This is a genomic window from Massilia sp. GER05, from assembly GCF_052056005.1.
Taxonomy (GTDB): Bacteria; Pseudomonadota; Gammaproteobacteria; order Burkholderiales; family Burkholderiaceae_D; genus Telluria; species Telluria orientalis.
Genome location: NZ_CP178858.1, coordinates 5,889,720 through 5,914,762, shown reverse-complemented (window position 1 = coordinate 5,914,762; position 25,043 = coordinate 5,889,720). Strand labels below are relative to the sequence as shown.

The window sequence follows — 25,043 nt, the reverse complement described above, 5'->3', positions numbered from 1 at the left end:
GGAAAAATGCGCAGCCGGAAAAATGGCTCGGCCGCCAATGCAGAATTTCGGATTCGTGGATAATCGGATTGCCACTATTACAATACCCGCCTGTCACTCATACCGGGACGAGGAAGCATGGACCGCCTGGATGCATTGAAAGTCTTCTGTTGCGTCGTGGAAGCTGGAGCGTTCAGCCGTGCGGCCGACCGGCTGGGGATTTCCACGTCTTCGGTGACGAACCAGGTGGCGTCGCTCGAGAGCCATTTTCGGGTGAAGCTGCTGAACCGCACGACGCGCCGCATGTCCCTCACCGACGAGGGGCGCCAGTGCTACGACAACGCGGTTCGGCTGCTGGGCGACATGGATGAACTCGAAAGCGCGCTGCGGCAGTCGAATGCGACGCCCAGCGGCGTCCTGCGGGTCGACATGCCGGGCATCGTTGGCGACCTGATTGTCGCGCCGGCGCTGCCGCTGTTCTTCCGCGACTATCCGGATATCACGGTCCGGATGACGGCCAACGACCGCTTCGTCGACATGGTCGAGGAGGGCATCGACGTCCTCGTGCGGATCGGGGACCTGCCCGATACCCACCTCGTCGCACAAACCCTGGCGACGACGCGTTATGTCTGCTGTGCCGCGCCGGATTATCTGGCACGACGCGGCACGCCGCAGTCGCCCGACGATCTCACGACATTCGACTGCCTGAACTTCGTTTATCCGAAATCGCGCCGCATCCGCCCGTGGTTCTTCGAACGGGATGGACAGCCCGCGCCGCTGGCGCCGCGCGGTGTCTTCGGCACGGATCACGTCGAAACGCTGGTGGCGGCCGCGGTGGCCGGGGGCGGCATCATCCAGGTCTTGTCGTTGTCCGTGCAGGACAAGATAGCAAGAGGTGTTCTCGTTCCCGTCCTGGCGGATTACGCCGCCGCCGGGCCGGACGTCTCGGTCCTGTTCCAGCGGCAGCACCTGCGCGCGGCGAAGGTCAAGGCGTTCGTCGACTTCCTGCGCGAGACGTTCAGGCGGCGGGAGCCCGGCGGTTCGGGGTGAACCGCCGGACGATGGGCGGGCGGTCCGTCAGCCCGTGTTGCGCAACCCGGCCGCCACGCCGTTGATGGAGAGATGGATGCCGCGATGCACCCGCTCGTCGACCTTCTCCTCGGCCGACAGCGCGCGATGCCGCTGGATCAGCTCCACCTGCAAGTGATTCAACGGATCGAGATACGCAAACCGGTTCTGGATCGAGCGCGCCAGCAGCGGGTTGTTCACGAGGCGTTCCTCCGTGCCCGTGACGAGCGTGAGGCAATGCAGCGTCTCCGCATACTCGGCCGCGATGCGCTTGAAGATGCGCTCGCGCAGATCGGCGTCCGGCACCAGTTCCGCGTAGCGCGACGCGATGGCGAGGTCGGTCTTGGCCAGCACCATGTCCATGTTCGACAGCAGCGTCGCGAAGAACGGCCAGTGCTCCCCCATCTCGCGCAGCAGCGCCAGGCGCTGGTCACGGTCGCCTTCCGCCAGCCAGCCGGAGACGGCGGCGCCGAAGCCGAACCAGCCCGGCAGCAGCAGCCGGCACTGGCCCCACGAGAAGCCCCACGGGATCGCGCGCAGGTCTTCGATGCGGCGCGTCGACTTGCGCGACGCCGGGCGCGAACCGAGGTTCAGTTCCGCGATTTCCGCGATCGGCGTCGCGGCGAAGAAGTAGTCCGTGAAGCCCGGCGTCTCGTACACGAGGTCGCGGTACGCCTTGTAGGCGCGCTGCGACAGCTCGGCCATCACGGGCTCGAAGCGCGCCAGGCGTTCGATCTGTTCGCGGTCCGCGTCGTGCGGCATCAGGCCCGCTTCCAAGGTCGCGGCGACGAGCAGTTCCAGGTTGCGGCGGCCGATTTCCGGATTGCTGAACTTCGACGAGATGATCTCGCCCTGTTCCGTCAGGCGGATCTGGCCGTTGACGGTGCCCGGCGGCTGCGCGAGGATCGCGTCGTAGCTCGGACCGCCGCCGCGGCCCACCGTGCCGCCGCGGCCGTGGAACAGGCGCAGCTTGACGTTCGCGTCCGCGAACACCTTCACCAGCTTCAGCTCCGCCTGGTACAGCTCCCAGTTCGACGTCAGGAAGCCGCCGTCCTTGTTCGAGTCCGAATAGCCCAGCATGACTTCCTGCAGGCGGCCCTGGCGCTCGATCACGTCCGATACGACAGGCAGCGCCATCCACGTGCCCATGATCTCGGCCGCGCGCTGCAGGTCGGGGATGGTCTCGAACAGCGGGATCACCATCGCGTCGCTCTGCTTCTCGCTGGGGCGGAAGAGCCCCGTTTCCTTTTGCAGCAGCAGGACTTCCAGCAGGTCGGACACTTCTTCCGTGTGCGAGATGATGTAGTTGCGGATCGCGCGCGTGCCGTAGCGCTTGCGGATCTCGCGCGCCGTGCGCAGGATCTGCAGTTCGGAATTCGTGATGTCCGAATAGCTTTCGTACGGCGTGTACAGCAGGCGCGGCTGCGCCAGTTCGTCCAGCAGCAGTCTGACTTTCGCGTCCTCGGACAGCGTGGCGTAATCGCTTTCCACGCCCGCGCGCGCGAACAGCTCGGCCAGCACTTTCTCGTGCACGTCGGAGCTCTGGCGCATGTCGAGCGAGGCGAGGTGGAAGCCGAAGATGCGCGCGGCGCGTACGAGGCCGTTCAGGCGCGGCACCGCGAGGATCGCGCCGTGGTTTTCGTTCAGCGAATCGACGAGCACCTGCAGCTCGGCGCGGAATTCGGATGCGTCGCGGTACGCGTCCGCATGGCCCACTTCCTTGCGCAGGATGTTGGTGGCGCCCAGTTCGCGCGCCGTCGACGCGAGGCGGGCGTAGACGCCGATCAGCGCGCGGCGGTACGGCTCGTCGCTGCGGTGCGGGGAGTGGTCGGGCGACGCATCGGCCAGCGCCAGCAGCGCGGGGCTCGCGGACACGAGCAGCGTGGACGGCGACAGCTCCGCGCCCAGCGCGTGCACTTCGTCGAGATAGAAATCGAAGATGGTCGTCGAGTGGCGCACGAGCGCGCGCTGCATCGTCGCGGCGTTGACGTTCGGGTTGCCGTCGCGGTCGCCGCCGATCCAGCTGCCCATCTGCATGTAGGCCGCGTCGTCCAGGCCGGCGGCCGCCATGCCGTACTGCGCCGCGATCTCTTCCTCGACGTCGTCGTACACGGCCGGCAGCTCGCGCAGGAATGTCGTCCGGTAGTAGGACAGGGCGTTCTCGATCTCGTCCGCCACCGTCAGTTTTTCGTAGCGCAGCATGCGGGTCTGCCACAACGTCGCGATGCGGGCCTGCAGCAGTTGCAGGTTGCGCGCGCGTTCCTTCGGCGTCAGCGGCAGGTCGCGCTCGGCCAGCAGGCGGGCGATGTCGTGTTCGGCGTCGAGCGTCGACTTGCGCTGGACTTCGGTCGGGTGCGCCGTCAGCACGGGCGCGATCAGGGCCTCGCGGAGAAAAGCCTCCACCGCACTCTGCGCGACGCCGGCGTCCTTCAACCGGGTGAGGGCGTAGGCGACGCTGGACGGTTGCGGCTTCGAACCGGCCAGCAGGTGGGCGCGGCGGCGGCGGATGTGGTGCTGGTCTTCCGCGATGTTGGCCAGGTGCGAGAAGTACGAGAAGGCGCGTACGACGGAGTTCGTCTCTTCGCGCGACAGTTTCGCCAGCAGCGTCTTGAGTTCGGTGCCGGCTTGCTCGTCGTCTTCGCGACGGAAGCGCACGGCGGTCTGGCGAATCGTCTCGACGACGTCGAACACGGCTTCGCCTTCCTGGTCGCGCAGCACGTCGCCGAGGAGGCGGCCGAGCAGGCGGATGTCTTCTTTCAGCGGCGCGTCCTTGTCGACGTTGCCGGGCGGTTGGGGAGAGAGTGCAGCGGGATTGTCCATATCGACCATGGTTGAATTGTTGAAACTGCAGATACAACGAATCGGTATTACCAAAGGTCCTGCGGGGCGCGCTGGCGGTTTGCCATGGCCTGCGGGTAGGCCCATGCTAGAATTTGTGATCTCAGGTATGGGCTTAACCGGCGCTGCCCGATCCGGGCGCAACGACAGTGAAAGAAACCGTTTTGAACTCCAACGACACGACGCAGCACGTTCCCGCGCAACTGATTATCGCATCGCGCGAAAGCCGCCTGGCCATGTGGCAGGCCACGCATGTGCGCGACCGCCTCGCAGCATTATATCCGCAGTGCCAAATCGACATTCTCGGCATGACCACGCGCGGCGACCAGATTCTCGACAAGACGCTGTCGAAGGTCGGCGGCAAGGGTTTGTTCGTGAAAGAGCTCGAAGTGGCGATGGCCGACGGCCGTGCCCACCTGGCCGTGCACTCCCTCAAGGACGTGCCGATGGAATTGCCGGAAGGCTTTGAATTGGCCGCCATCCTCGAACGCGAAGACCCGCGCGACGCTTTCGTCTCCAACGATGTCGACAGCCTGGCCGCGTTGCCGGCCGGCAGCATCGTCGGCACGAGCAGCCTGCGCCGCCAGGCCCTGATCGCCGCGCGCTATCCGCAGCTCGTGATCAAGCCGCTGCGCGGCAACCTCGACACGCGTCTGGGCAAGCTCGACCGTGGCGACTACGCCGCGATCATCCTCGCCGCCGCCGGCCTCAAGCGCCTGGGCCTCACGCGCCGCATCCGTGCCTACCTCGAGCCGGAAGACAGCCTGCCGGCCGCCGGCCAGGGCGCGATGGCGATCGAGATCCTGTCGGGCAATGCCGCCGGTTTCGACGTCCGCGCACTGCTGGCGCCGCTGAACCACACGCAGACGGCGCAGGCCGTGCAGGCCGAACGCAAAGTGTCACAAGTGTTCGGCGGAAGCTGTCAGATTCCGCTGGCGGCGCACGCGACCGTCGACGGCGATACCCTGCACCTGCGCGCCATGGTCGCCACGCCGGACGGCCGCCGCAGCGCGTTCGCGGACGCCAGCGGCCCGGCCGCGTTGCCGGAAGCCGTGGGCGAGCAGGTGGCGCAGAAGCTGGCCGCGCAGGACGCCGCCGGGATCCTCGCCGAATGCAAGGCGACCGCCGCGGGCGATGCCTGACGCGGTCGTCATCACCCGTCCGCGCCAGCAGGCCGAGCCGCTGGCCCGCGCGGTGGCGGCGCTCGGCCGCACACCGTTCATCTTGCCATTGCTGGAAATTTCTCCGCTGCTTGATGCCACCCCGCTGCGCGCCGCGCTCGCCCGCCTGCGCGAGTATGCGCTGGTCGCGTTCGTGTCCCCCAACGCCGTCGACGCCGCGTTCGCCCATCTCGAGGCGTGGCCGGCCGAGGTGGCGCTCGCCGTCGTGGGCGAGGGCAGCCGGGCCGCGCTGGCCCGCCACGGCATCGCCGGCGACGGTTACCGCGTCCATGTGCCGCTCGACCCGGCCCGCAGCGATTCCGAACACCTGCTGCAGGCGCTCGACCTGGCCGCGCTGGCGGGCCGCAAGGTGCTCGTCGTGCGCGGCGAGACGGGGCGCGAAGTGTTGCCGGATGCGTTGCGCGCGGCCGGCATCGAGGTCGAGACCGTTGCCGCCTACCGCCGTGCCGTTCCCGTGCTGACGCCGGACCTGGCCGCGTCGCTGCGTGCCTTGCTGGCCGGCCCGAACGACTGGATAATCACGAGCTCGGAAGCCCTGCGCGGGCTGGCGGCCCTCGTCGAGCAGCTTGACGGTGGAATAAGTGTGGCAAATTTGCAACGGCAGCACCTGATCGTTCCGCATGCCCGCATCGCGGAAACGGCCTCCGCACTCGGTTTCGCCACTGTGACGCTCACGGGGTCGGGCGACGAGCGGCTGCTTGCCGCGTTACAATCACGAGCATGAACGAATTGCCCAACAATCCAGAAAAACCAAACATGGGCGGTCCGGTCGTTCCGCCGGAAAGCTATGTGACGCCGGCGCCGATGGGCCCGGGCGAGCCCCGCGTCCCCGAGGGGGGCCGCGTCGGCGGGTTGCTGCAGAAGCCGCAGAACGTCGCGATCCTCGCCCTGGCCATTCTGCTTGCCCTCCAGACATATTCCACGCACAGCCGTTTCAACAAGCTGCGCGAGGATGTCGCGCGCACGCTGCAAAAGGACAATGCCTCGAACGCCGAGACGGCGCAGACCGTGCGCGAGATCCAGGAGACGGCCAAGGAATTGCAGGTGAAGGTCGGCGTGCTGGAAAACCGCCAGACCGAGGCGCAGAGCCAGCAGGCCGCGCTCGAGCAGATGTACCAGGACATCTCGAAGAACCGCGACGAATGGGCGCTGTCCGAGATCGAGCAGGTGCTGTCCACCGCGAGCCAGCAGCTGCAGCTGGCCGGCAACGTGCAGGGCGCGCTGATCGCGCTGCAGAACGCCGACCGGTCCCTGTCGCGCTCCGACAAGCCGCAATTCATCACGATCCGCCGCGCCATTGCGCGTGACATCGAGAAACTGAAGGCGCTGCCGTCCGTCGACCAGCCCGGCATGGCGCTGCGCCTCGACAACGTCATCTCGCAGATCGACAATCTGCCGCTGCTGTCCGACGAAAAGCCGGCCGAGCCGATCGCGCCGTCGCGCGTCAACGCGCCCGCCGCCGGGAAAACGGCGGCGCCGGCCGAGCGGACGCTGGCCCAGCGCGCCGTCGAGACGTGGCGCAACTGGAGCCACGAGATGTGGGACGACATCCGGCAATTGATCCGCGTGCGTACGGTCGACAATCCGGATGCGCTGATGCTGTCGCCGAGCGAATCGTATTTCGTGCGCGAGAACCTCAAGTTGCGCCTGCTGAACGCGCGCCTGGCGCTGCTGTCGCGCAACGAAGGCACGTTCCGCGACGACATCAATACCGCACAGCAGCAGCTCGTGAAGTACTTCGACACGAAGGCACGCTCGACGCAGGCCGCGCAGGCCCTGCTGCGCCAGGTGCAGGCCAACAACGTCACCATCGACGTGCCCGACTTGTCGGAGAGCCTGAACGCCGTGCGCAATTACAAATCGAAGCCGTGAAGCGCGGGGCCTGAACGATGCGTTTATTACTCTGGTTAGTCGCCTTGATGGCTGCGGCGATCGGCATCGCCGTGACCGCGCGCTTCAATCCCGGCAACGTCGTCTTTTTCTATCCGCCGCACCGGATCGACTTGTCGCTGAACCTGTTCGTCGTGCTGGCGTTCCTGCTGTTCCTCGTGCTGTACGGCCTCGTCCGCGCCGTGCGTGCCACGCTGGGCATGCCCGAGCGCGTGGCCCAGTACCGCTACCGCAAGCGTGAACGCGAAGCGAATCGCGGTCTGCGCGAAGCGTTGAAAGCCTTGTTCGAAGGCCGCTTCGGCCATGCCGAGAAGGCCGCCATGCGCGCCGCCGACCTACCCGAGAACGCCGGCCTCGCCGCGCTGATCGGCGCCCGCGCCGCGCACCGCATGCGCGAACCGGCGCGCCGCGATGCCTGGCTCGCGGGCATCGTGCACGACCAGTCCCTCAAGACGGCGCGCCTGATGACGGTCACGGAACTGCTCGTCGACGACCACAAGCCGGAAGGCGCGCTGGAAGCCGTCGCCGAACTGAACGCCAGCGGCCAGCGCCATATCCACGCGCTGCAATGGGCCATGAAGGCCAACCAGCAGGCGCGCAACTGGCCCGAGGTGCTGCGTCTGGTGCGCATCCTCGACAAGCGCAACGCCTTGCACCCCGCGCTGTCCGCGCGCCTGCGCGAATTGGCCTACGACGCGCTGCTGTCCGAAGGCGGCCACGACGCCGAATCGATCCGCCGCGTGTGGGCCGGCGTCCCCGCCGGCGACCGGGTGAAACCGACCATCGCGGCGCGTGCCGCGGCTGCCCTGAATGCGCGCGGCCTGCACGACGACGCCCGCGGCATCGTCGAGGATGCCCTGAAAGCCGGCTGGGACGAGCGCGTCGTGCGCGCCTACCGCGAGGCGGCCGGTCCGGAAGGTTCGGCCACGCTGCTGGCGCAGATCGAAAATTGCGAAACCTGGCTGCGCGCCCATCCGAACGATCCGGAACTGGAACTGACGCTGGGTTCCCTGTGCCTGCGCCAGAAACTGTGGGGCAAGGCCCAGCGCTACCTGGAGCAGGCGCTGTCCGACGCCACCGAGCCGCACATGGTGCGCGAAGCCCACCTGAAACTGGCGCAGCTGCACGAGGCGCTGGGCCAGCGCGAAGAGGCCGACAGGCATTACCGGTTGTGCGCGCTGGCGACGGTGCTGTGACCGTCACGCGCGGTGTGCGTCGCGCTTGCCGCGCACGATGATCACGGCCATGTGGCCCGGCGTGCCGATGCTGTTCGCGACCGGGACGGCCGGCGTTGCCCGGGCATCCGGGAGGCGGTCGATGACGATCGATCCGGCGCCGGCGATGGCCAGCGTCGCGATGAAGATGGCTTCCATGTGTTTCTGGATGTTCATGCTGTTCCCCTCGGGTTGGTGACGCGGGCGGCTGCCCGCCGACGACCATCCAGCAGGAGGCGTGCCATCCCGCGATCGGGGGATTCCCGTGGCAAAAGAGGCCTGCCGGGTCGGGACCCCGCCAACACTGTGCTGCCGTGTGTGGGGGGCGGACCAACAGACTGCCTGTTGCGGCGGGCATTTCGGTGCTTACGCAACCTTGTGCGGCGCACAAGCCCAAGGCGATTCGTTATAATCGACCTTTTATTGTTTCCCCAGCAACCAAGGACTATCCATGAGCCTGAATAACGTCAACGCCGGCCGCGATGTGCCGAACGACTTCAACGTCGTCATCGAAATCCCGATGAACGCCGACCCGATCAAGTACGAAGTGGACAAGGAATCCGGCGCGATCTTCGTCGACCGCTTCATGGGTACCGCCATGCATTACCCGTGCAACTACGGCTACATCCCGAACACGATCGCCGACGACGGCGACCCGTGCGACGTGCTGGTCATCACCCCATTCGCGCTGATCCCGGGCGTCGTCGTGCGTTGCCGCGCACTGGGCGTGCTGAAGATGACGGACGAAGCCGGCGGCGACTCGAAGATCCTGGCCGTGCCGGTCGAAAAAATCCTGCCGGTCTACGCGCACCTGCAAAAGGTCGAAGACGTCCAGGAACTGACCCTGCGCCAGATCCAGCACTTCTTCGAGCACTACAAGGACCTGGAAAAGGGCAAGTGGGTCAAGGTCGAAGGCTGGGAAGGCCCGGACGCGGCCAAGGAAGAGATCCTTGCCGGCGTGAAGAACCACGAGTCGAAGGGCGCATAACTCCCGCCCCTCCGGATGCAAGGGCCGCCACCCCGGGGTGAGCGGCCCTTTGTCGTTTACGTCACCACCCGATGTCGCGCAGCAGCGGGTAGGTCAGGTCGCGCGGTGGCGTCACTTCGTGCGTCAGGTCGGTGTTGATCGCCGGTTCCATCAACTGGTTCGGCTTGGCCTCCGTCGTGTAGTGCGACACGGTCGAGCCCGGCGAGTACGTGGTCGGCGTGTACATCAGGATGCGGCCCGCGCCGTCCGTGCCGGCCAGGCGCGTCGTGTCGAGCCCCAGGCCGGCCACGACGCCCGATTGCGTGCGCGAGCGGCGCTCCAGCGCTGCCTTCAGCCGGATGCCGTCGGCCTGCGTGATGCGCACGGACGGGATCGTGATGCTGGCGTCGTTGCCGCTCATGCCGCCGACGTCGCCCGGCTGGTTGTCCGCCACGACCATGCCCAGCGCACCCGCCGCCTGCACGTTGCGCGCCTTGGTGACGAAGTCGCACGTGCCGCGGTCCACGAGGGCGATGTTGCCGCGCACGGCGAGGCGGTTCACCGCATTCAGCGGATCGCAGGCGAGGCCCGTGCCGGTGGGCTGGTCGACGACGGGCATCAGCTGGCCGGCGACGGGCGGATTGGACAGCGGCGGGCCGAACGACGCATCGCCCACTGCATAGTTGCCCGCGGCGGTGCCGGCGGCGGCGCCGCTGACGGCCAGGTTCGAGACCGGGTCCAGCACCTGCGGCACGGCCGCCGTCACGATGGGCCCGTTCCAGGACAGCCCGCGCCACGACACGGCCGACGCGGCGCGTTCGGCGTCCGTCATTTCCACCCACAGCTTGCCCGTGCGGTTGTTCAGCAGGTAGTAATCCCAGATCGACGGGATGCCCTGGATCTCGGCGCCCGTCTCGTCGTCGGTGAACGTCTGGAAGCCGAGGCCGTGCGCGAATTCGTGCAGCAGCACCGTGACGAGGTCGATCTGGCTGCCGAACTGGTCGTCGAGGCCGAGGTAGAAGCCGGAGCCGGGCAGGCAGTCGGGGAACAGCCCGAGGCGCGAGTTGAAGCGGGCGATGATGTGCGGCTCGCCCGGCGTCGCAACGTCCTGGCCCGCCAGCTTGCTGGCCAGGGCGCTCGGATACCACGTCGACGTGCGCGGCGCGCCGGGGAAGTCGGACCAGACCTCGTTGGCGCCGGCCGCGCCGAGGACGGCACTCGTGGCCGTGCACGACAGCGGCTCGAACGACGCGCCGATGCGGATCGGCACGCTGCTCGTGAGCGTCGCGCCCCAGATGTCGGCCGCGCGCCGGAATGCGTTCAGGCGCTGCTCGCCAAGCGTCGTGCCGGTATTGCCGCCGACGGGCGCGACCGGGGTGGCGTCGTTGAATCCGACGCCGGGCGCGTTCAGGTTGACGATCACGATGGTGGCCGCGGCCTGGGCCGGGGCGGCCGCGCCGAAGGTGAATGCACAGGCGGCAGCGATGCCGGCGAGGGCGCCAAGGGCCCGTTGCAGGCGCGACGATTCAACGGCTTTCATGCTTCGGCTCCCCGTGGATGTGGTCCGGGTTGTGGTCCAGTGTCTGGCCCTGCACGCATTCGCTCGTCAGCTTGCCGTCGGGACCGCGCGTGACGACTTCGTAGACCATGCTTTTCTCGCCGAGGCGCACGCCGCGCGAGCCGTCGCGGCGGCTCATCGTACCTTGCGCGCGGGGTGCGGCGAGGCCGGCGTTGGCCGGTGCCCTGGCGCGCAGTTCCTTCAGCTCGTCGGCCGTCGGCGCGCGCAACTGGCCGGTCTGCGGATCGCGCACGACGACCATGCCCTCCTGGCCCGCGGCCCTGGCGTGCATCGAAAAGGCCGCCAGCACGCACAGGGCGGCCAGCGTGCCGATGGTGAGCAGTTTTTCCTTGGACATGGCTTCCTCCGGTTCAAAGGCGTGACTGGCGGCGCAGCAGGGTGATCATGCCCAGGCCCAGCGCCAGCATCATCCAGTGCACGGGCTCCGGCACCGCCGTCACTACCGAGACCGTATCGAGGCCGATATAGTTCAGGGTATCGGCCGGTCCCAGGTAGCGGAATGCGAAGCGGCCGTTGCCGCTGTTCGTGATGGTCGCCGTGAACTGCTGCCAGTCCGTCGGGTAGCCGGCCGTGCCGCCGATCGTCGTCAGCAGCGTCGTGAAGTCGGCCATGTCGGTGCCCGTGCCCGCCGCGTAACGCACTTCGAGCAGGTCGTTGAAGCCGGGCAGGGCATCGTGCCGCGTGTAAAAGCTCAGCACCGTGGTGCCGGACAGGTCGAGCACCGGCGTGATCAGCCAGTTGTCGACGCTGCCGCTGCCGTTCGCGGCGCTGAGGAAGTTGGCGGCCGCATAGGCGTCGGGCGCGCCGGACTGGGCCGGGAACAGCGCCGGGTTGCCCTGGAACCACGCGCTGCCGGCCGGCACGCTGTGGTTCACCTGGGCCCATCCGGCGAGGCCCGCCACGTCGTCGAATCCTTCGTTGAGCACTTCGACCCCGGCCGCCCGCGCGGTCGTCGCGCCCAACGCGGCCAGCGACAGCGCGGCTGTCGCGAACAAGGCTTTTACGGGTTTCATGGAAGCCCTTTCATGAAATATGAATGGGCCCATCTTATGAGTCGGATGATAACGATCCTTGATTTTAAGCTAACGAACAGCCTGGACAAAACGGAGGTACCGATACGCGGTCCGGGCGGTGGTGTGTGGAGGGACTTCGGAGCTGCATCGTGGGAACGGGGAGCCGACTCCACGCTATTGCGACCGTAGTCGGTGGGCATCCCGTGCCCACCGACGTAGTGTGATTCAGCGTGCGCGACGGCGCATCCGCAGCTTGCCGACGATGCCGATCGGGAAGAAGTAGATGGAGAGGATGAACAGCATGCCGAGCCACAGCATCCAGCGGTCCGGATGCAGCGCGGCGGCCAGCAGCGGGGCACCGGACAGCATCCCGGAGGCCTGGCCCATCAGGGTCTTGAGATAGTTCTGCGCGAGGATGAACAGCGTGGCGCCCACGACCGCGCCATACATCGTGCCCATGCCGCCGATGACGACGATGAGCAGGATGTCCGTCATCACTTCGAAGCCGAGGCTCGTCTTGGGCCCCACGTAGCGCAGCCACAGGGCCATCAGCGCGCCGGCCAGCGCGGCCACGACCGCGCCCAGCACGTTGGCCCAGATGCGGTAGACGACGGTGCGGTAGCCGAGCGCCTCCGCGCGGAACTCGTTCTCGCGGATCGCCTGCAGCACGCGGCCGAACGGCGAGTTCACGAGCCGCAGCAGGAACAGGAACAGCACGAGGCAGCCCGCGAACACGACGTAATAGGTGACCAGCTTGCCGTCGACGCTGCGCCCGAACAGGTCGTTCTCCATCAGCGTGAAGCCCGGCGACAGGACTTCCGGCACGCTGAACGTGCGGCCGTCCTCGCCGCCCGTGAAGTCGGACAGCTGCGACGCGAGCACGGAGAACGACGACGCGACGGCCAGCGTGATCATCGCGTAGAAGATGGCGCGCACGCGCAGGGCGAACAGTCCGATGACGAACGCAAGGACCACGGTCAGCGCGAGCGCGGCGACGATGCCCGTGACGATGGCGCCCCACGTCGGCTCGTCCACGCTGGCCAGCGCGATGCCGACGCCGTACGCGCCGATGCCGTAGAACATCGTGTGGGCGAACGAGACGATGCCGGTATAGCCGAGCAGCAGGTCGTACGACGCCACGAGCACGATGTAGACGCAGATCGTGGCCGCCGTGTTCAGCGGGCGCGCGCCGGAAAAGAGGAACGGCGCGAACAGCAGGCCGAGCAGGATGACGACGAGGAGGGCGGTCAGCGCGCGGCTGCGCGGCAGGTCGCCGGAGAGAAGCCGGGTCAGCATGTCAATGACGTCCTTTCGAGTACAGGCCGGCCGGGCGCCACAGGAGGACGGCGATCATCAGCACGATGTTCGAGACGAGCGCCACCTTCGGCGCGAGGAAGCCGGCGTAGTTGGCGACGAGCGCGATCAGCAGGGAGCCGATGAAGCAGCCGCCGACGGACCCCAGGCCGCCGATGATGATGACGATGAACGTCAGCACCATGATCTCGCTGCCCATGTGCGCCACGAGCGTTTCCTTGTACAGGCCCCACATGACGCCGCCGAGGCCCGCCAGCGCGGAGCCGGCCGCGAACACGCCCACGAACAGGCGGCGGATGCGGTAGCCCAGCGCCTCGACCATCTCGCCGTTCTCGACGCCGGCGCGGATCAGGAGGCCGATCCTGGTGCGGTTCAGGGTGACGAACATCGCGGCGAACACGACGAGGCCGACGACGACCGCCAGCAGCCGGTATTTCTCGATGGCCGCCTCGCCCAGGAACACGGCGCCGCGCAACGCGGCCGGCAGCGGCAGGGCGATCTGTTCGGACCCCCAGATCACGTTGATGAGTTGTTCGGACACGATCATGCCGCCCATCGTGATCAGGATCTGTTTCAGATGCTGGCCGTAGACGGGCATGATGACGACCCGTTCGAACGCCCAGCCGAGCAGCGCCGTCACGACCATCGCGAGGAGGACCGCGAGGCCCAGCACGCCGAGGTTGGCGAGCAGTGAATCCATCTCGAGCCAGCCGCGCATCGGCAGCAGCACGAACGTCGCGGTGAATGCGCCGACGGAGACGAAGGCGCCATGGCCGAAGTTCAGCACGCTCATCAGGCCGAACACCAGCGTGAGGCCGCTGGCCATGATGAAGATCATCATGCCCATCGCGAGCCCGGCCACCGTCAGGGTGACCCAGGTCGGCAGGCTCATGCAGGGCAGCGCCGCCAGCACGACGGCCGGCACGAGCAGCAGCGGGGCGAGGTCGCGCCGTGCCGCCGGCAGCGGGGCGTCCGCCTGCTGCGCAATAGGTAAGGTTGCACTCATCGTTGTCCTATTGGTGGGAGTCGAGCGACAGGCCCAGCAGGCGCTGCTGCAGGGCGTCATCGTGCGCCAGGTCGTGCATCAGGCCCGCGTGGACAACACGGCCGTCGTCCATCACGCTCACGCTGTCGCCCAAGGTGCGCACGAAGTTGAAATTCTGTTCGACGAGCAGGATGGTCGTGCTCGTGTCCTTGAGGTCGCGGAACGCCGCCATCAGGCTTTGCACGATCGCGGGTGCGAGGCCCTTGGTCGGCTCGTCCACGAGCAGGAGCTTCTTCGGCTCGACGATGGCCCGGGCGATGGCCACCATCTGCTTCTGGCCGCCCGACAGATTGCCCGCCGGGTAGTTCCAGAATTTCTTCAGCGCGGGGAAGAAGCCGCAGATCCAGTCCACGCGTGCCGCGTCCAGCGGGCCGTTGCGCGCGGCGAGATACAGGTTCTCGCGCACCGTCAGTTCGGAAAACACGGCCATGCTTTCGGGGACGTAGGCGATGCCGGCGCGGGCGATGTCGGGCGTGGACAGCTTCGTGATGTCGCGGCCGTCGAACGTGATCGTCCCGCGGCTGGCCTTCCACAGGCCCATGATGGTGCGCAAGGTCGTCGTCTTGCCGGCGCCGTTGCGGCCCAGCAGCACGGCCAGGCCGCCGCGCGGGACGACGAGGTCGACGCCCTGCAGGATGTGGTACTGGCCGATGTGGGTGTGGACGCCGGACAGCGTGAGGATGGGTTCGGTCATGGGCAGTTTCGTTCTCAGCGTGTCATGCGGGTTCGGGGGTGCCAAGATAGGCCTCCTGCACGATTTTCGATTGCATCACCTCGGCCGGCTGGCCATCCGCCACCAGGGTGCCGTTGTGCAGCACGACGATGCGGTCCGCGAGTGCACGCACGACGTCCATCTTGTGTTCGACGAGCAGGACGGTCCGGTTGCGCTCGGCCTTGACCTGGTGGATCAGGTCGAGCACGACCGGCACCTCGTCCACGCTCATGCCGGCCGTGGGTTCGTCGAACATCAGGATGGACGGTTCCAGCGCGAGCAGGATCGCCACCTCCAGCTTGCGCTGGTCGCCGTGCGACAGCGTGCCGACGAGAGAGGTGCGCTTGCCGCTCATCGACACGCGCTCGAGGTAGTGTTCGGCGCGCTGGATGACTTCCTTGTGGCCGAACCACAGCGACAGCATGCTCATGCCGATGCCGGCGCGGCTTTGCACCGCGAGCCGCACATTTTCCAGCACCGTCAAATGCGGGAACAGGTTCGTCAGCTGGAACGCGCGCCCGACGCCCAGGCGCGTGCGGCGCGCGGGCCCAAGCCGCGTGACGTCCTGGCCACCCACGAACACGCTGCCGGACGTCGCGGGCAACTGGCCCGAGACCAGGTTGAAGTACGTCGTCTTGCCGGCGCCGTTCGGGCCCACGATCACGGTCAGCGTGCCCGGATAAAACTCGGCCGTCACCGCGTTGACGGCCACGTGGCCGCCGAAGCGGATGGTCAAATCGCGCGTGGCGAGCGAAGGCGCGGCCATGTCAGCGTTTGTTCCGCACGGGCAGCGGCAGCTCGCTGGCCGGGATTTCGCGCACCAGTTCCAGCAAGTCCCATTCGTTCTTCTGGTCCTTCTTGATGCGGAAGTGGTACATTGGCTGCAGCGCCTGGTGGTCTTCCTTGCGGAAGGTCATCGTGCCCTTCGGCGTCTCGAACGACATGCCTTCCATCGCCGCCGCCATCTGGTCGCCGTTCCCGGACGGGACTTTCTGCAGCGCCGCGACGACGGCCGCTGCCGCCGCCATGCCGCCTGCCGTGAACATGTCGGGCGGCACCTTGTAGCGCTTCGTGTGCTCGGCCACGAGCCAGTCGTTCATCTTGTTCTTCGGGAAGCCGTAGTAGTAATTGATCGTGCCTTCCGTGCCGGCGTACGCCTTCCACGTCTTCATCACGGGCAGGATGTTGCCGCCCGGGGCGAGCGAGATGCCGTAGCGTTCCGGCTTCATGTCCGCGATCTTGTTCATCGGGTTCGGGCCGGCCCAGACGATCGCCAGTACGCGTGGCTGCGGCTTGTCCTTCAGCGCGTCGAACAGGCGCTGCGTGGGCGCGGTGAAGTCCGTCGCGGCGGCCGGCGCATATTCCTCGTGCACGACGTTCGCCTTGCTGCCCGTGGCGGCCAGTGCTTCCTTGCCGGCCTTGATGGCGTCGCGGCCGAACGCGTAATCCTGCGCGAGGAATGCGACGCTGCCGTTCTTCAGCGTCGACGCGGCGGCCAGCGCATCCTGCATCGAATTGCGCGCGGTGCGGAAGATGTACTTGTTCCACTTGGCGCCCGTGATCTCGTCGGCCACGGCCGGCTCGACGATCAGCACCTTTTTGTATTCCTTCGCGACGGGCAGCATCGCGAGCGCGGCGCCGGACGACGTCGTGCCGACGGCGATGTCGGCCTTGTCGTCGCCATAGGCTTCCGCCAGCAGCGTGCGCGAGAGATCGGGCTTACCCTGGTCGTCCTTGACGATCACCTTCAGCTTGCGGCCGTTGATTTCCATCTTGCCGCCCGTGAGGTATTCGAGGCCCAGCATGAAGCCGGTCTCCGTTTCCCTGGCATACGATTCCAGCTGGCCCGTCTTGCCGGCGATGAGGGCGACTTTCAGGTCGGGGGCGGCGAGGGCGGAAGCGGTCGCCGTCATGGCGAAGGCGGCGAACAGGGCGAAGGGCAGGGGTTTTACGTATTTCATCTCGTCTCCTTGAGATGGTGGGCACGAGGTGCCCACCCTACTTTTTAGGGTACTTGGGCCAGGAAATGCAGGATCGCATCGAGTGCGACGGGTTCCGTCAGCATCGGCGCATGGCCAACGTTCGGGACTTCGACGCAGGTCATCGTCGGCGCCGCGCGCCGCATCCATGCAGTCTGGCGTTCTTCGAGCAGGTCCGACAGCGTACCGCGCACGAGCAATACGGGGCGTTCCTGCGCGAGCTTGCGGAACGCCATCCGCAGCGGCAGCGACGTCGGCCTGAGTTTACCGGTTTGCAGCGCGATCGCAATATTCGGGTCGTAGCGTGGCGCCAGCCGGCCGGCGGCGTCCGGGGCGAAGGCGCGGCGCGCCCATTTGTCCCAGTCGGCATCGACGTTGTCCGGGAAGGCGCACGCGTTGATGGCGCGGACGTAGCCGGCGGCGGCGGCCCACGAATCCAACGTAGCCGTCCGGCCCGCGTAGCCGGCGATGCGTGCCAGGCCTTTTTCCGAGATCACGGGGCCGATGTCGTTGATCACGGCGGCGGCGATCAGGTCGATGTGCTTCGCGGCCAGGGTCATCGTGATCAGGCCGCCCATTGACGTGCCGACGAACACGGCGCGCGGGATGTGCAGGTTCGCCATGAACCGGGCGACGTCCCCGGCGTACACGCTCGGCGTGTAGTTGTCGGGATTCGGATCGCGCTGCGACTCGCCGCGGCCGCGCATGTCGAGCGCCAGCACGCGCCGGCCCTGGCGCGCGACGATCGGTGCGAACTCGTCGAAGTCGGACGCATTGCGCGTCAGCCCGTGGATGCAGATCACGGGCAGGCGGACTTGGTCGGCGTCCGCCGCCGGTGCGCCGGCCGCCGCGTAGTCCCGCGCATGCAGCGCGAGGCCGTCGTTGCTCGTATAGCGGATGGAGGTGTAGTTGGCCACGCTGGCGATATCCTGTCGTTCGATGTCCGGTGGTGCGGCGGATGCCGGTGTGGGGCGCGTGGCCGGGCGGGCCGGCCACGCGGTGGGGCGAGTCAGAAGCGATACTCGATCGTTCCCTGCACGGTGCGCGGCGCACCGTAGAAGGCCGTCAGCGTGCCTTCGTTGCCCAGGGTCGGGAACAGATAGCCCGCCGTCTTGTAGTGCACGTCCGACAGGTTCTTGCCGTGCAGGCCGGCGCGGATCTTGCCGTCGGCGCGGGTCCAGACGATGCTGGCGTCGTACAGCTTGTACGCGTCCTGGTCGATCACGGACGGCGTCTCGAACTGGTACGTCTGGCCGCGGTACGACGCGCTGCCGATCAGCGACAGGCGGCCGTTGTAGCCCGCCAGCGGCATCGGCACCTCGTAGGTGGCGCGCAGGTTCGCCGAGTTGCGCGGCGTGTTCTGGAAGTGGCGCTGGTCGGCCACGTTCACGCCCGCCACGATGTACTCGTTGTACTTGGCGTCGATGTAGCTGTACATGCCGGACAGCGAGAATTCCTTCGTCAGGTGGGCCACGGCCTCGAATTCGAAGCCCTTGATCTTGGCCTTGCCGGCGTTGGTCGTGAGGCCCGCGAAGCTGTCGTCCTTGCCGTCGCCGTTCGTGTCGATGGCCACCGAGCCCGGGATCTGCACGTCCTTGTAGTCGCTGTAGAACACGGCCGTGTTGGTCGTGATGCGGCCGCCGTTGAACGAGGATTTCAGGCCCAGCTCATAGGTGCCGATCGTCTCGGGCTTGTAGCCGGCGCGGGCCTGCGCCAGCGAGATCTTCGTGCCGACCACGTTCGTGCGCGGATCGAAGCCGCCGCCCTTGAAACCCTTCGAATACGACGCGTACACGTTCTGCGACGGCGTCGCCTTCCAGCCCAGGGCGATGCGCGGCGTGAACTTCTTGTCCTCGCGCGACAGGTCGCGCAGGTCGGTGTCGGTGCGGAACAGGATCGCGCCCGGGTTGCCCATCTCCGGCGTGCCTTTCATGCCCAGGTAGATCTGGCGGTAGATGTCGGCGTCGCGCTTGTCCACCGTGTAGCGGCCGCCCAGCGACAGCTGCAGCGCGTCGGTCAGGTTGTAGCTGCCGTCGGCGTATGCGGCCCAGGCCTTCGTGTCGATGCTGCCGCTCGTGAAGGTGCTGGTCGGGACGGCGCCGGCGAGGATCGTGTCGAACTTGTTGTACGCGTTCGCGTCGATGTAGTAGACGCCGGCCACGCCCTGGATCTTCGGACCCGTGTAGGTCAGGTTGAATTCCTGGCTGAACTGGCGGTTCGTGTACAGCGCCGGCACTTCCATGTCGACGACGGGCAGGGAATCGAAGTCGATCGGCGCCCACGATTTATCCTGGCGCTGCGCGGTGATCGACTTGAACGTCAGCTCGGGCGACACGTTCCACTCGACGGTGGCGGCGACGCCGTGCTGGCGCACCGACTGCTTGTGGCCGAGGGCCGTCAGCATCTCCGCATTCGTGTCGTACACGTTCGACAGGATCGGCGCGCCGCTCGTGCGGCCGACGATGAGGCGGTGGCCGTTCTTCGGATGCGAGTCGTCCTGCGTGATGTCGCCGGCGAGGCGGATGAACAGGTCGGGCGTCGGCGTCCATTCGGCCGACAGGCGCGCGGCTTTCAGGTCCTTGTCGTAGTTCGGCGAGCCGTCGAACAGGTTCGTGCCGTAGCCGCCGTGCTTGAAGCGCGCGACCGTGCCGCCCACGCGCAGCTGCTCGTTGACGGGCGTGCTGGCCGTGATGACCGCGTCGCGCTCCTGGTAGTTGCCCAGGGTGCCGCGCAGGCGCACGTCCGTCTGCGGGGCCAGCTTGCGGGTGACGTACTTGACGGCGCCGCCGATGGTGTTGCGGCCGTACAGCGTGCCCTGCGGGCCGCGCAGCACCTCGATGCGCTCGACGTCGTAGATGTCGGCCACGGCGCCTTGCGGACGGGCGAGATAGACGTCGTCCAGGTAGATGCCGACGCCGGATTCGAAGCCGGCCAGCGGGTCGGCCTGGCCCACGCCGCGGATGAACGCGGTCAGCGTCGAGTTGGTGGCGCGCGACGCCTTCAGGGTGGTGTTCGGCAGCGCCGTCGCCAGGGCGACGACGTCGGGGACGGCCTGCTTCGACAGCTGGTCGGCGCTGAACGCAGTAACGGACACCGGGACATCCTGCAGCGTTTCCTCGCGCCGGCGCGCGGTGACGACGACTTTCTCGATCGTGCCTTCCGGTGCAGTGACGACACTGCCGGCGGCACCGCTGGCGGCACCCGTGTCCTGGGCGTGCGCGGCGCCGGCGGCACCGCCGGACAGGACGAGCAGGGCGGCAGCCGAGCGCTGGAGCAGCTGCTGTTTCTTCTTGCTAAGACGCATTGAGGTCTCCTGATTTTGTTGTGGTGTCATGCGTTCAGTCTTCGCATGCATCACAGTGTGCCTCGGATGAATTTGGCTGAAAAGACAACGCCGCGCCCACAGGGTGTGCATTTATGCACAACGCCGCGGGACGTCCCGTGAGGGGCGGCGCCAGAGGGCGCGGCGTGTCGCGACGTCCGGAAAGCGGGTTTGCTGTGCATACGCAAGCGCTGTTCCGAAAACGTTGCAGCGGCAATGTGCACTGGTGCACAATATGTCACCTTGATATCAAACAACGGTTCCCGAAAAAGCCGCAGCGAATGGCGATCCCATGCGTGGCGGGTCGGAGAATGGGGGAGACGGACATGCACAGCCTGCCGGAATGGACGGACCTGCGGTTTTTCCTGGAGCTGGCGCGCGCCGGCACCCTGTCCGGGGCGTCGCGCCGCCTGGACGTGGAGCACACGACGGTGGCGCGCCGCATCGACCGCCTCGAGCAGCAACTGGGCACCACGCTGTTCGACCGTTCGCGCGAGGGCTACGAGCTGACGGAGATGGGCCAGGCGCTGCTGCCGCACGCCGAAGCGATGGAAGGCGCGGCGCTCGCGGCCACCGAGCAGCTGGGCGGCGCGGAGGTCGCGGCGGCCGGCGTCGTGCGGCTGGGCGTGCCCGAGGTGTTCGGCACGCGGGTCGTCGCGCCGCTGCTCGTGAAGCTGTTCGAGGATCATCCGGATCTGTCGATCGACCTGCTGGCGCTGCCGCGCTTCGCCAACCTCGCCAACCGCGAGGCCGACCTGGGCGTGATGCTCGACCCGCCGTCGACGGGGCGGTACATGGTCACCCGTCTCGCCTCCTTTCGATTTTATTTGTACGCGGCGCCGACCTACCTGGCGAAGCACCCGCCGATCCGCACGCACGCGGACCTGGAGCGCCACGACTTCGTCGACTACGTGCAGGACCGCCTCGCGAGCCGCGAGCTGTCGTACCTGAACGAGCTCGGATTCACGCCGCGCCGCCGGCTGTGCTGCTCGGGCATGACGGCGCAGATCGAGGCGGCATCGCTGGGCATGGGCCTCATGATGGCGCCGCCGTACGCGGTGCCGGACGACGGCCGCCTCGTGCCCGTGCTGCCGGGCTTTTATGCCGAGCGCTCGTTCTGGCTCGCGGCACCGACGGACCTGTACCGGCTGCGCCGCGTGAAAGTCGTGTGGGACCTGCTGCGCGACCTGGCCGACAACAATCCGAAGCTGTGGTGGCACAACGGCGACATGGGGGAGGCGGCATGAACGCGACGACGATCCGCGGCTACGTCGAGACCGACCACGCCGCGGTCAACGCCGTCGCGCTGGCCGCGTTCGCGCAATACGCGGGCGACTACGACGACTGGCCCACGTTCAGCGCGGGCATCGGCCGCATGGCCGACCTGACCGCGGACGGCGACCTGCTCGTGGCCGAGCGTGGCGGCGTTGTCGCGGGGGCCGTCGTGCATGTGGGGCCGGGACGGCCGCGCAGCGCGATCTATCCGGACAACTGGTCGGTGATCCGCATGCTGGTCGTCGACCCGGCGGCGCGCGGCGGCGGCATCGGCCGCGCGCTCGTCGCGGCCACGCTCGAACGGGCGCGGCGTACGGACGCGCCGGCCGTGGGACTGCATACGAGTCCGATCATGGCGACGGCGCTGCGGCTGTACGAATCCATCGGCTTTCTGCGCGAGCACGACCTGCCGCCCAACCGCGGCGTACCGTATGCGCGTTTTATGCTGCCGGCCGCACACATCCCCGCGGCGCTGGTCAAGCTGGGGACGGCGTCATGCCATCGACACGTCGTTCCCGCGAAGGCGGGAACCCAAGGTTCGCCAGCTTCGCGATAGCGCGTGCAAATTGGGGGGCGACAGTTCATGTGCCGCGGGCCTGGTCCGCCGGATGCAGCGGCACAGGTATCGACTTCGACGTCGGCGTGCCCGCGCCCACGGCCACGCTGTCCAGCGGCACGAGGGGATTCGTCTCCGGATAGCAGGCGCCGACGCAGCCGCGCGGGATGTCGTATTCGACGAGCAGGAAGCCGTCCGCGCGGCGTTCGATGCCGTCGCTCCACACGCTCGCGAAGTCGACCTTGTCGCCCGCCTCCAGTCCCGGCATCGCGAGATCGTCGCGGTGGATGAACACGACGCGGCGCATGCCGAACACGCCGCGGTAGCGGTCGTCGAGGCCGTAGATGGTGTGACGGCGCCGGAAGTCGTCGACGGCGGCACGTGGCAGCGCATGTACGACACGTAGGTCGCCGACCGCCACGGCTTCGACGTGCGCGAGCGCATCGCGCAGGCGGGGAGCCTGCGCGCGTGGCAGGCCGTCACGGACCGCATGCTGTCCGCGATCGAGAAGGGCTACTGGAAGCCGGACGATGCGACGCGGCGCCGGCTGCTGGCCGGGAACGCACGCGCGGTCGCGGAAGCAGGTGCCGCGTGGGGATCGGATTCGTGCAGCCGCGCGACGCAGACGTTGCAGCCGCTGCTTGCGGGACGGGCGCCGGGCGAGGGCGTGGCGCCGGCGCGGTGTCCTCGAACAGTGACATGATGCGTCGGCTTGGTGGGCACGGGGAGCCCACCCTTGTATTATCCTTCTGAGCAATTTGCTTACCTGAGGGGCACCTCAGGTTCTGAGCAGCTGGATGCCGAGCCCACCCTTTGGCACGAGCCAGTTTCGTAGATTTCGCACCAGCTGCTCTCCCTCGTTCGAAGATCGGACAGTATCTTTGGCCCGGCTAGCCGTGAGCCCGTATTTCGCAAGGTGGATCAGAAGAGGATATCTATGCAAGAGTGGTACCTGGGAATTGACGTTGCCAAGAAAAAGCTCGACTGCGCGCTGCGCCAACCGGACGGCAAGCACAAGCATAAGGTTTTCGACAATACGCCCAACGGATTTAAAGAGTTACAACAATGGATTTGCAGCTTTGACGTGCCCCAGCTTCACGTCTGCATGGAGGCTACCGGGGTGTACTGGGAAGCCGTCGCCGAGTATCTGGCGAACCATCAGTACGTGGTCAGTATCGTCAATCCGGTGCAGATCAAAGCGTTTGGTGCGTCGCGTCTTGTCAGGACCAAGACTGACAAGGTCGACGCGAAGTTGATCGCTGATTTCTGCAAGGAGAGTCGGCCGGAACCGTGGAAGGCCCCGTCTTTGCAAGAACAAGAGTTACGGGCCATGGTGCTGCGCCTGGACGCTCTTCAGGAGATCCGGACTCAGGAAAGTAATCGTCTCGAAGTGGCGCGTGAAGCCGTCAAGGACGGCATTACATCCCATATCGTCTGGCTTGACGAGGAAATCGCGCATCTCAGCAAGAAAATTCGCGATCACATCGACAGCGATCCCGATTTGAAGGATCGGAAAGCGCTGCTGGACAGCATTCCTGGCGTCGGTGAACGTACGATCGCATTGCTGCTGGCTTTTTCGCTCGCTCCAGGCCGGTTCGCGAACGCCCGACAGGTGACTGCCTATGCCGGGCTCGATCCGCGGCATCATGAGTCAGGCAGCAGCGTTCAAGGAAAGACACGCATCTCCAGGGTCGGTCACAATCTGATCCGGAAAGGCTTGTACATGCCGGCTATGGTCACGTTGTATCGAACGAACTGGGGAAAGCGCTTCCTCGCTCGTCTGTCCAGCGCTGGAAAAAAGCCCATGGTCATTATCGTCGCCATGATGAGAAAGCTGCTTCATGTCGCCTTCGGCGTGCTGAAGTCCGGACAAAAGTTCAATCCAGACCTGCACGCCGCTTGACCGGGATAACAGTATCTACGGCAACGTCAACGTTCGCGTCTTCTAACGCGCTTCGGTCCGGAACGGGCTCCGGTCGTTGAGTTCATCGATGTAATCGTCGATGCCGCCGGCCTCCCGTTCCAGGAAGCGCGCGACGGCGTCAAGGAACGACGGGTGCGCGAGCCAGTGCGCGGACCACGTCCGCGTCGGCAGGAACCCGCGCGCCATCTTGTGCTCGCCCTGCGCGCCGCCTTCGAACACCTGGATGCCCTGTTCGATGCAGAATTCCAGCGGCTGGTAATAGGCCGTCTCGAAGTGCAGGCAGGGCACGTGTTCCAGCGCCCCCCAGTAGCGGCCGTACAAGGTGGTCTTGTCGTGCACGACGAGCGATGCCGCGATCGGGTGGCCGTCCCGTTCCGCGATCACGAGCAGCAGGTTGTCCGGCATCGTCTTGCCGATGCGGCGGAAGAAGTCCAGGTTCAAATAGGGCTTCGAGAAGTGTTCGGAATAGGTGTTGCGGTAGCAGCGCGCGAAGAACCGCCATTCCTCGTCCGTGATGGCCGGACCGCGCACCCGGCGCAACGTCACGCCCGCCTCGCGCACCTTGCGCCGCTCGGCGCGGATGTTCTTGCGCTTCTTCTGTTCGAGCGTGGCGAGGAACTCGTCGAACGTGGCGTAGCCCGCATTCATCCAGTGGAACTGCACGCCGCTGCGCAGCAGGAAGCCGGCGTCCGCCAGCTGCTTCGCCTGCTCGTCCGGCGGGAACAGCACGTGCGTGGACGACACGTCCGTCGCCTTCTGCGTTTTCACGAGCACGTCGACGAGGGCCGCCCGCGCGGGCGCATCGCGCGCGAGCAGGCGCGGGCCGCTCACGGGCGTGAACGGGATCGCGGACAGCAGCTTCGGGTAATAGTCGAGCCCATGCTCCTGGTAGGCGTTGGCCCAGGCCCAGTCGAACACGTATTCGCCGTACGAATGGCCTTTCACGTACAGGGGGAGTGCGGCGACCAGCTGCTCATCCGCGTCGTACAGGGCGATGTATTGCGGCTGCCAGCCCGTCTCCGGCGTGGCGCTGCCGGATTCGTGCAGTGCGTGCAGGAAGGCAAAGGACAGGAACGGGTTCGGATCCTGCTGCAGGGCCACGAGGGCATCCCAGTCCGCCTGCCCGATCTCGGACAGAGAAGAAACGATATGCGTGCGATAATTCAAGATGACTTCCGTGAGCTGTT

The 25,043-nt window shown here is 66.9% G+C and carries 23 protein-coding genes and 1 pseudogene; 10 read left to right on the top strand and 14 right to left on the bottom strand.

Annotation, left to right across the window (positions count from 1 at the left end; genetic code table 11):
* The first annotated feature begins 117 nt into the window (after positions 1 to 117).
* On the top strand, positions 118 to 1,029 hold the full coding sequence (locus tag ACL58G_RS26105; protein WP_440963660.1) for a LysR substrate-binding domain-containing protein: 912 nt from the start codon (positions 118 to 120) through the stop codon (positions 1,027 to 1,029).
* Between the two features lie 27 nt (positions 1,030 to 1,056).
* Here the strand turns inward: ACL58G_RS26105 and ppc are convergent, their stop codons facing one another.
* Entirely contained in the window at positions 1,057 to 3,972 is a 2,916-nt protein-coding gene (gene ppc, locus ACL58G_RS26100; protein ID WP_440963659.1) for a phosphoenolpyruvate carboxylase, read from the bottom strand.
* Positions 3,973 to 4,049: 77 nt separating this feature from the next.
* Between ppc and hemC the strand changes: the two genes are divergently transcribed.
* Genes hemC through ACL58G_RS26080 form a run of 4 tightly spaced genes read left to right on the top strand, consistent with a single transcriptional unit; the run spans position 4,050 to position 8,152 of the window.
* Positions 4,050 to 5,027: a hydroxymethylbilane synthase gene (gene hemC, locus ACL58G_RS26095; protein WP_440963658.1), complete on the top strand. Its 978-nt coding sequence runs from the start codon at positions 4,050 to 4,052 to the stop codon at positions 5,025 to 5,027.
* On the top strand, positions 5,020 to 5,790 hold the full coding sequence (locus ACL58G_RS26090; protein ID WP_440963657.1) for a uroporphyrinogen-III synthase: 771 nt from the start codon (positions 5,020 to 5,022) through the stop codon (positions 5,788 to 5,790). Before hemC ends, ACL58G_RS26090 begins: the two co-directional genes overlap by 8 nt.
* Positions 5,787 to 6,938: a uroporphyrinogen-III C-methyltransferase gene (locus ACL58G_RS26085; protein WP_413387597.1), complete on the top strand. Its 1,152-nt coding sequence runs from the start codon at positions 5,787 to 5,789 to the stop codon at positions 6,936 to 6,938. The genes ACL58G_RS26090 and ACL58G_RS26085 overlap by 4 nt, the downstream gene beginning before the upstream one ends.
* Before the next feature lie 17 nt (positions 6,939 to 6,955).
* On the top strand, positions 6,956 to 8,152 hold the full coding sequence (locus ACL58G_RS26080) for a heme biosynthesis protein HemY (protein WP_413387599.1): 1,197 nt from the start codon (positions 6,956 to 6,958) through the stop codon (positions 8,150 to 8,152).
* A gap of 3 nt (positions 8,153 to 8,155) precedes the next feature.
* Here the strand turns inward: ACL58G_RS26080 and ACL58G_RS26075 are convergent, their stop codons facing one another.
* On the bottom strand, positions 8,156 to 8,347 hold the full coding sequence (locus ACL58G_RS26075) for a hypothetical protein (protein WP_413387600.1): 192 nt from the start codon (positions 8,345 to 8,347) through the stop codon (positions 8,156 to 8,158).
* Between the two features lie 274 nt (positions 8,348 to 8,621).
* Here ACL58G_RS26075 and ppa point away from each other — a divergent pair, with 274 nt between their 5' ends.
* The gene (ppa, locus tag ACL58G_RS26070; RefSeq protein WP_413339843.1) at positions 8,622 to 9,158 is read left to right on the top strand and encodes an inorganic diphosphatase; all 537 of its coding nucleotides are present in this window, start codon (positions 8,622 to 8,624) and stop codon (positions 9,156 to 9,158) included.
* Positions 9,159 to 9,219: 61 nt separating this feature from the next.
* Here the strand turns inward: ppa and ACL58G_RS26065 are convergent, their stop codons facing one another.
* From ACL58G_RS26065 to ACL58G_RS26020, 10 genes are all read right to left on the bottom strand, one after another.
* Positions 9,220 to 10,677: a PA domain-containing protein gene (locus ACL58G_RS26065; RefSeq protein ID WP_440963656.1), complete on the bottom strand. Its 1,458-nt coding sequence runs from the start codon at positions 10,675 to 10,677 to the stop codon at positions 9,220 to 9,222.
* On the bottom strand, positions 10,664 to 11,053 hold the full coding sequence (locus ACL58G_RS26060; protein WP_413387602.1) for a post-PEP-CTERM-1 domain-containing protein: 390 nt from the start codon (positions 11,051 to 11,053) through the stop codon (positions 10,664 to 10,666). Before ACL58G_RS26060 ends, ACL58G_RS26065 begins: the two co-directional genes overlap by 14 nt.
* A 13-nt stretch (positions 11,054 to 11,066) precedes the next feature.
* A complete protein-coding gene (locus ACL58G_RS26055; protein WP_440963655.1) occupies positions 11,067 to 11,729 on the bottom strand; it encodes a choice-of-anchor J domain-containing protein in 663 nt (220 codons plus the stop codon).
* Between the two features lie 225 nt (positions 11,730 to 11,954).
* Positions 11,955 to 13,025, bottom strand: coding sequence for a branched-chain amino acid ABC transporter permease (locus ACL58G_RS26050; protein ID WP_413387604.1), 1,071 nt, complete (start codon positions 13,023 to 13,025; stop codon positions 11,955 to 11,957).
* Position 13,026: 1 nt separating this feature from the next.
* Positions 13,027 to 14,049, bottom strand: coding sequence for a branched-chain amino acid ABC transporter permease (locus ACL58G_RS26045; RefSeq protein ID WP_440963654.1), 1,023 nt, complete (start codon positions 14,047 to 14,049; stop codon positions 13,027 to 13,029).
* Between the two features lie 7 nt (positions 14,050 to 14,056).
* On the bottom strand, positions 14,057 to 14,782 hold the full coding sequence (locus tag ACL58G_RS26040) for an ABC transporter ATP-binding protein (protein WP_056127698.1): 726 nt from the start codon (positions 14,780 to 14,782) through the stop codon (positions 14,057 to 14,059).
* A gap of 22 nt (positions 14,783 to 14,804) precedes the next feature.
* Complete coding sequence (locus tag ACL58G_RS26035; RefSeq protein WP_440963653.1) at positions 14,805 to 15,566, bottom strand: ABC transporter ATP-binding protein; 762 nt, start codon at positions 15,564 to 15,566, stop codon at positions 14,805 to 14,807.
* Position 15,567: 1 nt separating this feature from the next.
* Positions 15,568 to 16,761: a substrate-binding domain-containing protein gene (locus tag ACL58G_RS26030; RefSeq protein WP_440963652.1), complete on the bottom strand. Its 1,194-nt coding sequence runs from the start codon at positions 16,759 to 16,761 to the stop codon at positions 15,568 to 15,570.
* Positions 16,762 to 16,805: 44 nt separating this feature from the next.
* Positions 16,806 to 17,696, bottom strand: coding sequence for an alpha/beta fold hydrolase (locus ACL58G_RS26025; protein WP_440963651.1), 891 nt, complete (start codon positions 17,694 to 17,696; stop codon positions 16,806 to 16,808).
* Positions 17,697 to 17,788: 92 nt separating this feature from the next.
* Complete coding sequence (locus ACL58G_RS26020; RefSeq protein ID WP_440963650.1) at positions 17,789 to 20,083, bottom strand: TonB-dependent receptor; 2,295 nt, start codon at positions 20,081 to 20,083, stop codon at positions 17,789 to 17,791.
* A 344-nt stretch (positions 20,084 to 20,427) separates the two neighbouring features.
* Here ACL58G_RS26020 and ACL58G_RS26015 point away from each other — a divergent pair, with 344 nt between their 5' ends.
* Positions 20,428 to 21,348: a LysR family transcriptional regulator gene (locus tag ACL58G_RS26015; RefSeq protein WP_440963649.1), complete on the top strand. Its 921-nt coding sequence runs from the start codon at positions 20,428 to 20,430 to the stop codon at positions 21,346 to 21,348.
* Positions 21,345 to 21,932 (top strand): GNAT family N-acetyltransferase, encoded by a 588-nt coding sequence (locus ACL58G_RS26010; RefSeq protein WP_440963648.1) that lies wholly within the window; start codon positions 21,345 to 21,347, stop codon positions 21,930 to 21,932. The genes ACL58G_RS26015 and ACL58G_RS26010 overlap by 4 nt, the downstream gene beginning before the upstream one ends.
* Before the next feature lie 25 nt (positions 21,933 to 21,957).
* On the opposite strand, the pseudogene ACL58G_RS26005 reads toward ACL58G_RS26010, so the two are convergent.
* Positions 21,958 to 22,281: pseudogene (locus ACL58G_RS26005) on the bottom strand (CbbBc protein); the annotation flags it as partial.
* A gap of 81 nt (positions 22,282 to 22,362) precedes the next feature.
* Here ACL58G_RS26005 and ACL58G_RS26000 point away from each other — a divergent pair.
* Entirely contained in the window at positions 22,363 to 22,635 is a 273-nt protein-coding gene (locus tag ACL58G_RS26000; RefSeq protein WP_440963647.1) for a hypothetical protein, read from the top strand.
* A 234-nt stretch (positions 22,636 to 22,869) separates the two neighbouring features.
* The gene (locus tag ACL58G_RS25995) at positions 22,870 to 23,835 is read left to right on the top strand and encodes an IS110 family transposase (protein ID WP_413381204.1); all 966 of its coding nucleotides are present in this window, start codon (positions 22,870 to 22,872) and stop codon (positions 23,833 to 23,835) included.
* A 42-nt stretch (positions 23,836 to 23,877) separates the two neighbouring features.
* On the opposite strand, the gene ACL58G_RS25990 is transcribed toward ACL58G_RS25995, so the two are convergent.
* Complete coding sequence (locus ACL58G_RS25990; protein WP_440963646.1) at positions 23,878 to 25,023, bottom strand: GNAT family N-acetyltransferase; 1,146 nt, start codon at positions 25,021 to 25,023, stop codon at positions 23,878 to 23,880.
* Positions 25,024 to 25,043: the final 20 nt, after the last annotated feature.

Excerpts from the sequence above, each read along its gene's own strand:
- ACL58G_RS26020 (WP_440963650.1), bottom strand. The coding sequence starts at position 20,083 with ATGCGTCTTAGCAAGAAGAAACAGCAGCTGCTCCAGCGCTCGGCTGCC.
- ppc (WP_440963659.1), bottom strand. The coding sequence starts at position 3,972 with ATGGGCCTACCCGCAGGCCATGGCAAACCGCCAGCGCGCCCCGCAGGA.
- ACL58G_RS26105 (WP_440963660.1), top strand. The coding sequence starts at position 118 with ATGGACCGCCTGGATGCATTGAAAGTCTTCTGTTGCGTCGTGGAAGCT.
- ACL58G_RS26035 (WP_440963653.1), bottom strand. The coding sequence starts at position 15,566 with ATGGCCGCGCCTTCGCTCGCCACGCGCGATTTGACCATCCGCTTCGGC.
- ACL58G_RS26075 (WP_413387600.1), bottom strand. The coding sequence starts at position 8,347 with ATGAACATCCAGAAACACATGGAAGCCATCTTCATCGCGACGCTGGCC.
- ACL58G_RS25995 (WP_413381204.1), top strand. The coding sequence starts at position 22,870 with ATGCAAGAGTGGTACCTGGGAATTGACGTTGCCAAGAAAAAGCTCGAC.
- ACL58G_RS26080 (WP_413387599.1), top strand. The coding sequence starts at position 6,956 with ATGCGTTTATTACTCTGGTTAGTCGCCTTGATGGCTGCGGCGATCGGC.
- ACL58G_RS26085 (WP_413387597.1), top strand. The coding sequence starts at position 5,787 with ATGAACGAATTGCCCAACAATCCAGAAAAACCAAACATGGGCGGTCCG.
- ACL58G_RS26045 (WP_440963654.1), bottom strand. The coding sequence starts at position 14,049 with ATGAGTGCAACCTTACCTATTGCGCAGCAGGCGGACGCCCCGCTGCCG.
- ACL58G_RS26050 (WP_413387604.1), bottom strand. The coding sequence starts at position 13,025 with ATGCTGACCCGGCTTCTCTCCGGCGACCTGCCGCGCAGCCGCGCGCTG.
- ACL58G_RS26060 (WP_413387602.1), bottom strand. The coding sequence starts at position 11,053 with ATGTCCAAGGAAAAACTGCTCACCATCGGCACGCTGGCCGCCCTGTGC.
- ACL58G_RS26065 (WP_440963656.1), bottom strand. The coding sequence starts at position 10,677 with ATGAAAGCCGTTGAATCGTCGCGCCTGCAACGGGCCCTTGGCGCCCTC.
- ACL58G_RS26010 (WP_440963648.1), top strand. The coding sequence starts at position 21,345 with ATGAACGCGACGACGATCCGCGGCTACGTCGAGACCGACCACGCCGCG.
- ppa (WP_413339843.1), top strand. The coding sequence starts at position 8,622 with ATGAGCCTGAATAACGTCAACGCCGGCCGCGATGTGCCGAACGACTTC.
- ACL58G_RS26030 (WP_440963652.1), bottom strand. The coding sequence starts at position 16,761 with ATGAAATACGTAAAACCCCTGCCCTTCGCCCTGTTCGCCGCCTTCGCC.
- ACL58G_RS26015 (WP_440963649.1), top strand. The coding sequence starts at position 20,428 with ATGCACAGCCTGCCGGAATGGACGGACCTGCGGTTTTTCCTGGAGCTG.
- ACL58G_RS26040 (WP_056127698.1), bottom strand. The coding sequence starts at position 14,782 with ATGACCGAACCCATCCTCACGCTGTCCGGCGTCCACACCCACATCGGC.
- ACL58G_RS26055 (WP_440963655.1), bottom strand. The coding sequence starts at position 11,729 with ATGAAACCCGTAAAAGCCTTGTTCGCGACAGCCGCGCTGTCGCTGGCC.
- ACL58G_RS26090 (WP_440963657.1), top strand. The coding sequence starts at position 5,020 with ATGCCTGACGCGGTCGTCATCACCCGTCCGCGCCAGCAGGCCGAGCCG.